The following is an 11,119-nucleotide window of genomic DNA, read 5'->3' on the forward strand; positions in this document are numbered from 1 at the left end:
GGACCCCGCCGGGAGGGTGCTCACCTGCATTGCTGTCAGTCGTGGGAGATGGCGAGCATTAGATCGCCGTCCCCGGCGATGTACGGGCGGAGCGTGATGCCGTTGATGAACGCGACGCTGTCGGCATTGCGCGCGTCCAGCGTGGTCACGGCCTTGCCCGTCCTGGTGCGGACCACGAACGTCACCCGGGTGTCGTTGACATCGATCTTGAGCAGCCGGACGCCGTGCTCGCCGGCGAGCGGGATCTCCATGCCGTCCCTGATCTCGATCTCGCAGTCCGCGGTGCGGCAGTCCGCCGGCGAGTCGGCCTTCGCACCGACCGCCGGCCGCGGCGACGCGGCCTGCTGGACGTCCGCGACGGAGGTCGGGAACGGCGCGACGGACGGTGCGCCCGGGACCGTGGGCGGGACCGGCGGCGGCGGTGCGGCGAGCGAGGCGCCCGCGCCGGTGGCGCCGCCCGCGACGGCCAGCGTGACGGCCGCGGTGAGCAGGGTGAGCTTCCTTCTCGACATCCTGTGAACTCCTGGTGAGTGACTACTCTCGGTCACATATCAGTTACCCATAGTGCGACGATCATGAACGCGGAGTCACCCGGGCGGCCGCTCGTCCACGATCATGGTCTGCAGCGCGCGGCCGAACCCGCCGCCGGCGTCGGCGAGCGTCGCCTCGCACAGGGCGCTGCCGCCGGGGCTGAGGTCCACGGACGCGGCCATGCACAGCCACTCGCCGGCCGGGTCGCGGTGCAGCGCGACGGTCATGTCCGTGTTGATGATCAGCCATTTCGCGTGGTCGAGCTGGCTGCCGATGCCGGACGCGCTGTCGGCGAGCGTCAGCGCCCGCACCAGCGGCGTGTCGGCCTCGCCGGCGACCAGCGGGATTCGGGAGCGTGCCCAGGTCGTGCCGGGGCCGGGCCTTCCGAAGGTGCCGCTGACGATCCGCCACTCCATCGCGGACAGGTAGCCCTCGGTGTGGACGCCGGGCCATTGCGGGAACGGCTCGGTCGTCGCGGGGAGGGCCGGCGGCGGGGGTGCGTAATCGACCGGCTCCAGGTGCGCGGGCGCCTCCATGATCCGCCAGGCGGTGGCGCGGACGACGGGACGGCCCTCATGGGTCAGCTCCGCCTCCAGGTGGGCGACCCGCCTGCCGGGGCGGACGACGCGGACGGCGATCTCCAGTTCGGCCACCGGCACCGGGCCGAGCAGCTCGATCGTGACCCGCGCGATCCGGCCGCCGGGGACGGGCTCATGCCGCTCGAAGGCCCGTCCGAGCAGGGCGGCCACCGGGCCGCCGTGCTGGAACCCCGGCGACCAGGGGCCGGCCGTGGCGGGGGTGCTGGCGAACCGGCCGGCGCCGAGCGGCTGGTAGAACGCCTCCGCGGGCGCGTCCTCGGACATGCTGCGGCTCCCTCCGGAGAACTCCCGATTAGAACGATATTCTAGACACCGTTCCGGGTGCGGTCAGCCGCAGAGCTTCTGGGTGGCGGTCTCGGCCCGGGAGGACGGCGACGGGCTCGGCGAAACGCCCGCGACCTCGACCTTCTTGACGCCGTCCCAGTCCGCTCCGACCATGACCTGCACCTCCGACCCGAGCGCGCCGACCTTCTTCAGCTTGGCGTCCGGGATCGCGGCGGCCAGGGTCTTGGCCGAGTCCGCGCGGTCCGGGCCGTACCGGATCTGCGTCCGCTGCAGGCCGCGCCGCGCCACGCCCGGCTGGACCGTGACCTCGAAGCCCAGCCCCTCCAACTGCGAGCCCGCCTTGGTCGCGAGCCCCGGCGTGCCGATCGCGTTGAGGACCCGGACGGAGATGTTCTCCGGCGGCACCGTCGGCGCGTTCGTCGGCCTGGACGGCGTGGCGGTGGGCGACTTCGACGGCTCCGCCAGCGGCTGGTCCCGCCGGATCTTGGCGAACAGGTCGCGGGCCTCGCCCTGCTCCCACAGCACGGTGGACTGCGGCTCCTGCGCGTTCCACAGGACGGTCTCGTAGTCGGGGTTGGACAGCGGGACCTTCGCGAACGTGAGGTCGTCGGTCGACAGGTCCTTCATCTGGTCGGCGAGCTCCGGCAGGTTGTCGGCCAGATCCTCGTCGACGCGCAGCGACTTCAGCGCGGCGTTCAGGAACTTCGTCGACTTCACCGGGTCGCCGAGCGTCTTCGTCGACAGGGCCTGCTTCAGCATCGCCGCCATGAACTGCTGCTGCCGGTCGATGCGCCCGAGGTCGCTGCCGCCCGTCAGCGTGTAGCGGGCGCGGGCGAACGCCAGGGCCTGCATCCCGTCCACGTGCGACGTGCCCGCCGGGAGCTTCAACCCGCTCTTGACGTCGTCGACCGGCTCCTCGGTGCACACGTCGACGCCGCCGAGCGCGTCCACCATCTTCACGAACCCGTAGAAGTTCACCTCGACGTAGTGGTCGATCGACAGGCCCGTCGCCCGCTTGACCGTGCTGACCGTGAGGTCGGGCCCGCCGAACTGGTACGCCCACGTCAGCTTGCCCGGACGAGACGGGACCCTGGCCCCCTTCGCGCCCTCCGAGCCGTTCGACTCGTGCGCCGGGATCGTCACGTACGAGTCGCGCGGCAGGTTCACGACCGACACGCGGTCGCGGTCGCGCGACACGTGCACCAGCAGCATCGTGTCCGACCGCTCGCCCTCGTGGTGGCCGAGCCGGGCCGCCTTCTGCTGCGCCTTCGTCAGCCCGTCGCGGCGGTCGACCCCCGCCACCAGGATCGTCATCGCGCCCTTCGGGCCGTCGCCGCGGCCGAGCCCGCCCACCGACACCTTGTCGATCATGCCGGTCACGTAGTTCTGGAACGCCCACGCGCCGCCCGAGGTGAGCAGCACGAACGCCGACATCGTCGCGGTCACCATCAGGAACCGCTTCTGCCGCCGCGCGCTCATCGCGGCCCGCGGGCTCAGCCCCCGGCCGGGCCGGCGCGGCCCGCGCGGACTCTCCACCGCCACCCGCGGCGCCGGCATCCCGTCGATGGTCACGCCCTCGATGTCGCCGTCGGCTCCGTCGCCGGCCGCCGCGTGCGACCCGGGCCGGGGCCGGAAGTAGCGCTCCAGCGGATCGGCCTCCGGCCCGCCGGTGTCACCGCGACCTGAGTCGTGCCCGTCTGCCATGCCGGTCGCCGCCTCCCGAAGACGTCGTTCTGACGCGAGTCCACACCACTCTAAAGTGGGGGACACCGTCCGTTCGCTACCTGGACCTCGTGTCCTTGGAGTAACGTGGCGCCGTCTCGGCGAGACCCGTGCGGCCCGCACGATCAACCGGGCGGCGCGGCCGCGTCAGACGAGCGAGCAGAGAGGAATGGGCGCCTCACCGGTCACCGGCCCGGGGCGTCCGCGAGCCCCGTATGGAATCGTCTCCCCATGTCCAGCGCGCCATGAACCAGGAAACCCAGTACGCCGTGAAGCCCCGCTCCAACTCCGGTGAACGCACCTGGCCCGCCGTGTCGGTGGTCATGCCGGTCCTCAACGAGCAGCGCCATCTGACCGAGGCCGTCCGCGGCATCCTCACCCAGGACTACCCCGGCGAGCTCGAACTCGTGCTCGCCGTCGGGCCGTGCCGCGACCGCACCGAGGAGATCGCCCGCAAGCTGGCCGCCGAGGACCCGCGGGTCCTGGTCGTGGCGAACCCGACCGGGCGCACCCCGCAGGGCCTCAACATCGCGATCAAGGCGTCCCAGTACTCGATCATCGTCCGGGTGGACGGCCACTCGCTGCTGCCCGCCGACTACGTCCGGGCCGCCGTCGAGACGATGGAGGAGACCGGGGCCGACAACGTCGGCGGGATCATGGCGGCCGAGGGCGTCACCCCGTTCGAGAAGGCCGTGGCCCGCGCGATGACGTCCAAGCTCGGCGTCGGCAACGCCCGCTTCCACACCGGCGGCGAGGCGGGCGACGTCGAGACCGTCTACCTCGGGACGTTCCGCCGCAGCGCGCTCGACCGCGTCGGCGGCTACGACGAGACGTTCGTCCGCGCCCAGGACTGGGAGATGAACCACCGCATCCGGGAGACCGGCGGCCGGATCTACTTCACCCCGCGGATGCGGGTCACCTACCGCCCGCGCCCGAACCTGCGCGCGCTCGCCAAGCAGTACTTCCACACCGGCCGCTGGCGGCGCGTCGTCGGCCGCGAGCACCAGGGCACCCTCAGCCTGCGCTACCTCGCGCCGCCGCTCGCGGTCGTCGCGATGACGGCGGGCGCGGTGGCGGGGCTGTTCGGGTTCTGGCCGGGCTGGCTGCTGCCCGGCGGCTACGCCGCCGCGATCATCGCCGGCGCCGCCGTGGAGGGGCGCGGGCTGCCCCTGTCGGCCTGGGTGCGGCTGCCGCTCGTCTACGCCACCATGCACCTGACCTGGGGCGTCGGCTTCCTCACCAGCCCGCCGCGGCTGGGCCAGCCCACCCCGGTCAAACCGGGTGAGCCCGTTCACTAGCCGGCGGACCCCGAAACCACCTGGCGTTTCCCGGCGTCTGACGATGTGTCAGGGTTAGGTCGGGCGGATTACCGTCCGACCGGTTTGGAGGGGTGGGAATGTCCAACGGAGCACGGCACGGCCTGGGCGTGCTGGTCGGCCTGGTCGTGACGCCGATCATCGCCCTCTGCATGATGTACGGCGTGGACCGGCTCGGCCGGACCATGCGGGTGTACCTCTTCAGCGGCAACGACAAGTACCTCGGTGCCGCCGTCCTGCTCGTCGCCGCGCTCCTGCTGGGCCTGGTGGTCGGTTCGCGGGTGTCGCCGCTCGCCTCGCTCATCCCCGGCGCCGGCTACACGGCCATCGGCCTCGTCTGGCTCCTGGCACCGCGCTGGGCGTTCGAGCACGCCGGACGGGACATCCTCCCCCGGGAGATGTGGGGCGGCTACGCGACGCTCGCCCCCCTCGGCATCTTCTTGCTGATCGGCGTGGTGCTGCTGGTGGCGTCCCTGGCGCCGTCCCGCTGGAAGGCCGCCCGCCCGGCGGCGGGCTACGGTGCGCCGCCCGCGCCGATGGGGCCGCCCATGCACGGCGCCCCGGCGCACATGGGGCCGCCTCCCGCCCCGCAGTACGGCCAGCCGCAGTGGCAGGGCGCCCCGCAGTACGGCCAGCCGCCCGCCCAGCCGGGTCCGGGCAACCCGCCGCCGCTGCCGTCCGCACCGCCCGCCGCACCTTCCACGCCGCCCGCGCCGCCCGCCGACGACAAGCCCGCCTCGGCGCCGCAGAGCGGCTCGGACCGGAACGACCCGGACGACGACGAGCCGGGCGAGTGGACGAAGGTGTACGGCGGCGGCAACCGCTGACGGTCGAACCGACGGTCAGAGGGCGGCCAGCACGCCCGGGACGTCGTTGACGACCATCGCGTCGAAGCCCGCCGCCGCGTAGACCGGGGCCGCCTCCGCGGTGGGGCACCAGACGACCGTCTCCAGGCCCGCCTTGTGCGCGACGTCCACGCAGTGCTCCAGCGGGCGCAGCCGCGTGTCGGGATGGTCGAGCCCGCACGAGCCGGTGTGCACGGCGACCGCGTCGAAGCCGAGGCCCGCCGCCGCCGGGACGGCCTGCCACAGCGGGAACCGCAGCCACGTCAGCAGGCCCAGCGGCACGCCGGGCAGCTCGCCGCGCAGATACGTCAGCAGGGCCGGGTCGAACGAGGTGACGAGGAGCCTGCGGCGCTTCGCCTCGCGCTTCAGCAGCGGGACGAGCAGCGCGCCGGTGCGGCGGGACGGGGCGTCCACCGCGTCCTCCAGGACGGTCTTCACGTCCACGTCCACCGCGATCTCCGGCGGCAGCGCGGCGAAGATCTCCGCGAGCCGCGGCAGGCCGCAGGCCGCCGCCGCCAGGTCGACCACGTAGTCGCCCTCGGCGGTGGTCGGGTCGTGCCGCAGGACGAGGTCGTCGTCGGCGGTGCGCGTCACGTCGATCTCGACCCACGACGCGCCCGCGTCCACCGCCGCGAGCAGGGAGTCCAGGGTGTTCTCGGCGACGGGGGCGCCGTATCCGGGCGGTGTCGGGTCGCCCGAGCCGTAGCCGCGGTGCCCGATGATCGCGGGGGCCGCCTCGAAGATCATCGGTGCGCCTCGCCCGCGAGGTGCTCGGCGATGACGACGTCCAGCGGCTGGGTCACCTTGAGGTTGCGCTCGCTGCCCGCGACCACCCGGATCGGGACGTCGGGCAGGTAGCGGTGGACGATCCCGCAGTCGTCGGTGGCGCGCAGCTCCGGATCGGCCCGCGCCAGCTCGTACGCCTTGCGGATCGTGCCGAGCCGGAAGCCCTGCGGTGTCTGGAACCGGGTCATCGTCTCGCGGGGCGGCATGGACACGACGACGCCGTCCTCGACCACGACCATCGTGTCGGACGCGGGCACCCCGACCGCGACGGCCTCGCAGCCGTCCAGCGCGTCCAGGACACGGCCGATGACCCCGTGGTCGACGAACGGGCGCGCCGCGTCGTGGAACAGCACCCGGACGTCGTCGGGCCGGTCCGCCAGCGCGGCCAGCGCGGCGGCCGTGGAGGCGGTGCGCGTCTCGCCGCCCTCGATCACGGCGGACGTCCTGCGGAACGGCGCGGCGATCGCGGCGGCCTCGCGCAGATGGCCCGGCGCCATGACGACGACGACCTCGGCGATGCCGGGATGGGTGTCGAACGCGTCGATCGCGTGCGCCAGCACCGGCCGCCCGCCGACCTCGATGAGCTGCTTGGGGCGCCCGGCCCCCAGGCGCCGGCCGACCCCGCCCGCGAGCACCACCGCCACCGCTGTCATCTCACCCCTCGGTTTCCCGCGACACTCGGCCACCGGGCGGCTACGCTGTGCAACCGCACCGCGCTGTTCCCGACCGGCCGGAGGCCCCGATGGACGAGTCCCGCCGTGCCCGGCCGGCCACGCTCAACGTACCGGACGCGCCCGCGACCGGCCGCCCGGAACGGGCCGCCGCCGGAGCCGCGGACGGCTCGTACCGCCCATATCGCGTGGGATCGAGTATGGTTGCTTCGCCGCGCTGGGGTTCGCGCAGGCGGGTTCGGCGCCGCTCGTCAACGTGCCGATCGCGGTCCTCGCGCTCCGCCGCCGCGGCATCGTGCACCGCACCCGCAAAGGGCGACGCACGCGGCAGCGGATGCCGCGCGCGGGGCCCGGCCGGGAAGGGCCGGACGTCGTTCGCGGCCGTCGCGGGCCGATCCGGCCCGCTCCCGTTCGCGTACCCCGCACCGGTCGCCTACTTTGGCGTTTCCGTCCGGTGCCGCGGGCACCCCGCGTGGCGGAGCGGCCGCGGCAGCGGCGTGAAGGTCGACCTGAAGGAAGAGGAAGCATGATCGGCATGGTGCTGGCGGCAGGGGCGGGCCGGAGGCTGCGGCCCTACACCGACACGCTCCCCAAGGCCCTCGTCCCGGTGGACGGTGAGACCACCATCCTGGACATCGCCCTGGGCAACCTCGCCGAGGTCGGCCTGACCGACGTGGTGATCGTCGTCGGCTATCAGGCGGGCGCGGTCGAGGACCGCAAGGCCGCCCTCGAAGAGCGGTACGGCGTGCGGATCACGCTCGTGCACAACGACAAGGCCGAGGAGTGGAACAACGCCTACTCCATGTGGCTGGCTCGCGAGCACTTCTCCAAGGGCGTCCTCATGGTCAACGGCGACACGGTGCATCCCGTGAGCGTCGAGAAGACGCTACTGGCCAACCGCGGACCGGACATCCTCCTGGCGGTGGACGATGTGAAAACGCTCGCCGACGAGGAGATGAAGGTCATCCTCGACGGCGAGGGCCGCCTGAAGACCATCACCAAGCTGATGGACCCGGCCACCGCGAACGGCGAGTACATCGGCGCCACCCTGATCGAGCCCGCCGCCGCGGAGCCGCTCGCCGACGCCCTCAAGGCCGTCTGGGAGCGCGACCCCGACCTCTACTACGAGGACGGCTACCAGGAGCACGTGCACCGGGGCGGGCGCATCGGCGTCGCGCCGATCGGCGACGTCGCCTGGGTGGAGGTCGACAACCACGACGACCTGGAGAAGGCCCGGCGGATCGCCAAGGGCTACTAGCCCCTCCCGCGACGCCCCCCGACCACCGACTGCGCGGACGACGAGGACGCTCATGCCCCTGCTGACGCGGATGCTGAACGCGCCGCTCTCCATCGACGTGCGGCGCGGCGCGATCGCCGCCCTCGGCGAGCTCCTCGCCGACCGGCGCATCGCCACCGAGGGCCGGGTGGCGATCGCCGTCGGCCCGGGCCAGGGCGACCAGATCGCCGAGCACGTCCGGCCGTCCCTGGCGGCCTGCGAGGTGTACCACGTGGCCGGCGGCACCGTGGACGCGGCCGTCGACCTGGCCGGCAAGCTGCGCGCCGGGTCCTACGAGGCCGTCGTCGGCATCGGCGGCGGCCGGACGATCGACGCCACCAAGTACGCGGCGACGCTGTCGGGCATCCCGATGGTGTCGGTCGCCACGAACCTGTCCCACGACGGCATCTGCTCGCCGGTCGCGTCGCTCACGCACGACAACGGCAAGGGCTCGTTCGGCGTCGTGATGCCGCTGGCGATGATCGTCGACCTCGACTACGTGCGGGCCGCGCCCGAGCGGCTCGTCCGCGCCGGCGTCGGCGACGTGCTCAGCAACTTCTCCGCCGTGGAGGACTGGCTCCTCGCCGCCGAGCAGTGCGGCGAGCGCGTCGACCGGATGGCGCTCACCGTGGCGCGCACCGCCGCCGAGGCGCTGCTGCACCAGCCCGAGTCGATCGAGTCGGACCGGTTCCTCACCGTCCTCGCCGAGAGCCTCGTCCTGTCGGGGATGTCGATGGCGTTCGCGGGCGACTCCCGGCCCGCCAGCGGCGGCGACCACGAGATCCTGCACGCCATCGACCACCTCTACCCCGACACCGCCAACCACGGCGAGCTGGCGGGGCTCGGCACCGCGTTCTGCTTCCACCTGCGGGCCACCCGCCTCGGCGACGGCGCGGAACGCCTCGCGGAGATCCTCACCTGCCTGGAGCGGCACGGCCTGCCCCGGCTGCCCGGGGACGTCGGGCTGTCGGCCGAGCAGTTCGCCGAGGCCGTCCAGTACGCGCCGCAGACCCGCCCCGGCCGCTACACGATCCTGGAATACCTCGACCTCGACAAGGACGAGACCCTCAAGGCGGTGGAACAGTATGTCCAGGCCCATGGAGGCTGAGCTCCCCGGACGGGACCACCCCCCGGGGAGCGGAGACGACGAGCCGAGACCGCACCGCAAAGGCGCCGCCGTCGCCGACGTCCGCCGGTACGGGCAGCCGCCCGGCCTGAAGGACCGCCGCAACGAGGAGCACTGGGCCGGCCGCCTCTACATGCGCGACCTGTCCCCGTACGTCGCCTGGCTCGCGCTGCGCCTCGGGTTCAGCCCCAACCAGCTCACCTACCTGATGATGGCGAGCGGCGTCCTCGCCGGCGTCGTGGTGTCGCTGCCGGTGTCCGGCACCCTGTGGACGGCGCTCGGCGGCGCCGTGCTCATCCAGGTGTACCTCCTGCTCGACTGCGTGGACGGCGAGGTCGCCCGCTACCTGCGGCAGACCTCGGTCGCGGGCGTGTTCCTCGACCGCATCGGCCACTACCTGTCGGAGGTCGCGCTGCTCATCGGCCTCGGCTTCGCCGCCCAGGGCGGCTGGGAGAGCGGCGGCTGGGTCGAGCTCGGCCTCGTCGCGGCCCTCGGCGCCGCGCTGATCAAGGCGGAGACCGACAACGTCGTCGTCGCCCGCGCCAAGTCGGGCCTGCCCGCCGACCCGACCGGCGGCGACCGCGCGCTGCGCCCCCGCTCCACCGGCATCGCCCTCGCCCGGCAGGCGGCGTCCATGCTGCGCTTCCACCGCATCATCGGCGCGGTGGAGCTGTCGCTGCTGATCCTCGCGGCCGCCGTGCTCGACACCGTCATGGACAACGAGACGCCCGCCGCCGTCCGCGTCCTCATGGTCGCCGTCGCCGCGGTCGCGGTCGTGCAGACCGTGCTGCACCTGGTCAGCATCCTGGCGTCGCGGAGGCTGAAGTGACCTCCCTGGACGAGGACGCCGTGGAACCGAGAGGACACGCCCCCGCCCCCCGCGAGGACGGCGGCGTCCTCCTCAGCGTCGTCGTCCTGACCATGGGGAACCGCCCGGCGGAACTGGCCCGCGCGGTCCGCAGCGCCTTCGACCAGGAGCACGTCGCGGTCGAGGTTGTCCTCGTCGGCAACGGCGTCCCGGGCGACTGGCTGCCGGGCGACGACCCGGTCTTCGCCGACGAGCGCGTGACCCTGCTCCGCCTGCCGAGCAACGTCGGCATCCCCGCGGGACGCAACCGCGGGGTCGCGGCGTCCAGCGGCGACGTCATCCTCTTCCTGGACGACGACGGCTGGTACCGCTCCCCGCGCCTCGGCGCGTACCTGCGCGACCGCTTCACCGCCGAACCCGACCTGGGCGTCGTGTCGTTCCGCGTCCGCGACCCCGAGGGCGGCCGCGGCGAACGCCGCCACGTCCCTCGCCTGCGCGCCGGCGACCCGGAACGCTCCTCCGCCGTGACGACGTTCCTGGGCGGCGCCTGCGCCGTCCGCCGCGCCGCGTTCGACGCCGGTGGAGGTCTTCCGGAGGACTTCTTCTACGCCCACGAGGAGACCGACCTCGCCTGGCAGATCCTCAACGCCGGCTACCGCATCGTCTACGACGCGTCCGCCGTCATGTTCCACCCCGCCGTCCTGCCCACCCGGCACGACATGTTCTACCGCTACAACGCCCGCAACCGCGTCTGGCTCGCCCGCCGCAACCTGCCGTGGCCCCTGGCGATGACCTACCTCGCCGTCTGGGTCGCGATGACCGTCATACGCGAACGCAAGCCGAGCGCCCTGAAACCCTGGTTCAAGGGCTTCGCCGAAGGCTGGCGCAAACCCGCAGGCCCCCGCCGCCCCATAACCTGGCGAACCGCCTGGCGCATGACCCGAACCGGCCGTCCGCCTGTTATTTAGCAGTTCCCTTGGCGTCGGGCCCTGGGGGCCCTCCTTCGGCGGGAACTGCGGTGCGATCGCTGCATCGCTCCGGCTCGCCCTGGGGGCTCGCTGCGCGATCAGGTTCCTCGCAGGCTCGGAACCTGCCTTCGGACGCGATCGCGACGGTTCAGGTCGTCGCGGGGTGCGGTGGGGGCTGGGGGCGGC

11 protein-coding genes are annotated in these 11,119 nt (G+C 73.2%); 6 read left to right on the forward strand and 5 right to left on the reverse strand.

Features of this window, described 5'->3' with window-relative positions:
* Window positions 1-35 precede the first annotated feature (35 nt).
* The 3 genes from E1200_RS10590 to E1200_RS10600 all read right to left on the reverse strand — a co-directional run bounded on the left by E1200_RS10590 (window position 36) and on the right by E1200_RS10600 (window position 3,119).
* Window positions 36-512, reverse strand: a complete 477-nt coding sequence (locus E1200_RS10590) for a hypothetical protein (RefSeq protein ID WP_131951658.1) — start codon at window positions 510-512, stop codon at window positions 36-38.
* Between the two features lie 75 nt (window positions 513-587).
* Window positions 588-1,394, reverse strand: coding sequence for a thioesterase family protein (locus E1200_RS10595; protein WP_131951659.1), 807 nt, complete (start codon window positions 1,392-1,394; stop codon window positions 588-590).
* 63 nt (window positions 1,395-1,457) lie between these two features.
* Window positions 1,458-3,119, reverse strand: a complete 1,662-nt coding sequence (locus E1200_RS10600) for an LCP family protein (RefSeq protein ID WP_131951660.1) — start codon at window positions 3,117-3,119, stop codon at window positions 1,458-1,460.
* Window positions 3,120-3,382: 263 nt separating this feature from the next.
* Between E1200_RS10600 and E1200_RS10605 the strand changes: the two genes are divergently transcribed.
* Window positions 3,383-4,435 carry a glycosyltransferase family 2 protein gene (locus tag E1200_RS10605; protein WP_131951661.1) on the forward strand — a complete coding sequence of 351 codons (1,053 nt, stop codon included), beginning with the start codon at window positions 3,383-3,385 and terminating at the stop codon, window positions 4,433-4,435.
* 98 nt (window positions 4,436-4,533) lie between these two features.
* Window positions 4,534-5,280: a hypothetical protein gene (locus E1200_RS10610; protein ID WP_131951662.1), complete on the forward strand. Its 747-nt coding sequence runs from the start codon at window positions 4,534-4,536 to the stop codon at window positions 5,278-5,280.
* 15 nt (window positions 5,281-5,295) lie between these two features.
* On the opposite strand, the gene E1200_RS10615 is transcribed toward E1200_RS10610, so the two are convergent.
* Window positions 5,296-6,045 carry a glycerophosphodiester phosphodiesterase gene (locus E1200_RS10615; RefSeq protein ID WP_131951663.1) on the reverse strand — a complete coding sequence of 250 codons (750 nt, stop codon included), beginning with the start codon at window positions 6,043-6,045 and terminating at the stop codon, window positions 5,296-5,298.
* Window positions 6,042-6,737 carry a 2-C-methyl-D-erythritol 4-phosphate cytidylyltransferase gene (gene ispD / locus E1200_RS10620; RefSeq protein ID WP_131951664.1) on the reverse strand — a complete coding sequence of 232 codons (696 nt, stop codon included), beginning with the start codon at window positions 6,735-6,737 and terminating at the stop codon, window positions 6,042-6,044. The genes E1200_RS10615 and ispD overlap by 4 nt, the downstream gene beginning before the upstream one ends.
* Before the next feature lie 544 nt (window positions 6,738-7,281).
* Here ispD and E1200_RS10625 point away from each other — a divergent pair.
* From E1200_RS10625 to E1200_RS10640, 4 genes are all read left to right on the forward strand, one after another.
* Window positions 7,282-8,013, forward strand: coding sequence for a phosphocholine cytidylyltransferase family protein (locus tag E1200_RS10625; RefSeq protein ID WP_131951665.1), 732 nt, complete (start codon window positions 7,282-7,284; stop codon window positions 8,011-8,013).
* A 52-nt stretch (window positions 8,014-8,065) separates the two neighbouring features.
* A complete protein-coding gene (locus E1200_RS10630; RefSeq protein ID WP_131951666.1) occupies window positions 8,066-9,139 on the forward strand; it encodes an iron-containing alcohol dehydrogenase family protein in 1,074 nt (357 codons plus the stop codon).
* Window positions 9,129-9,986 (forward strand): CDP-alcohol phosphatidyltransferase family protein, encoded by an 858-nt coding sequence (locus E1200_RS10635; protein WP_131951667.1) that lies wholly within the window; start codon window positions 9,129-9,131, stop codon window positions 9,984-9,986. Before E1200_RS10630 ends, E1200_RS10635 begins: the two co-directional genes overlap by 11 nt.
* A gap of 92 nt (window positions 9,987-10,078) precedes the next feature.
* On the forward strand, window positions 10,079-10,933 hold the full coding sequence (locus E1200_RS10640; RefSeq protein ID WP_131951670.1) for a glycosyltransferase: 855 nt from the start codon (window positions 10,079-10,081) through the stop codon (window positions 10,931-10,933).
* Window positions 10,934-11,119: the final 186 nt, after the last annotated feature.

This window comes from Actinomadura sp. GC306 (assembly GCF_004348665.1).
Taxonomy (GTDB): Bacteria; Actinomycetota; Actinomycetes; order Streptosporangiales; family Streptosporangiaceae; genus Spirillospora.

Bases quoted from the DNA above. Each gene is read 5' to 3' on its own strand.
- E1200_RS10640 (WP_131951670.1), top strand. From the start codon at position 10,079: ATGGGGAACCGCCCGGCGGAACTGGCCCGCGCGGTCCGCAGCGCCTTC.
- E1200_RS10635 (WP_131951667.1), top strand. From the start codon at position 9,129: ATGGAGGCTGAGCTCCCCGGACGGGACCACCCCCCGGGGAGCGGAGAC.
- E1200_RS10615 (WP_131951663.1), bottom strand. From the start codon at position 6,045: ATGATCTTCGAGGCGGCCCCCGCGATCATCGGGCACCGCGGCTACGGC.
- E1200_RS10595 (WP_131951659.1), bottom strand. From the start codon at position 1,394: ATGTCCGAGGACGCGCCCGCGGAGGCGTTCTACCAGCCGCTCGGCGCC.
- E1200_RS10625 (WP_131951665.1), top strand. From the start codon at position 7,282: ATGATCGGCATGGTGCTGGCGGCAGGGGCGGGCCGGAGGCTGCGGCCC.
- ispD (WP_131951664.1), bottom strand. From the start codon at position 6,737: ATGACAGCGGTGGCGGTGGTGCTCGCGGGCGGGGTCGGCCGGCGCCTG.
- E1200_RS10610 (WP_131951662.1), top strand. From the start codon at position 4,534: ATGTCCAACGGAGCACGGCACGGCCTGGGCGTGCTGGTCGGCCTGGTC.
- E1200_RS10630 (WP_131951666.1), top strand. From the start codon at position 8,066: ATGCCCCTGCTGACGCGGATGCTGAACGCGCCGCTCTCCATCGACGTG.
- E1200_RS10605 (WP_131951661.1), top strand. From the start codon at position 3,383: ATGAACCAGGAAACCCAGTACGCCGTGAAGCCCCGCTCCAACTCCGGT.
- E1200_RS10600 (WP_131951660.1), bottom strand. From the start codon at position 3,119: ATGGCAGACGGGCACGACTCAGGTCGCGGTGACACCGGCGGGCCGGAG.
- E1200_RS10590 (WP_131951658.1), bottom strand. From the start codon at position 512: ATGTCGAGAAGGAAGCTCACCCTGCTCACCGCGGCCGTCACGCTGGCC.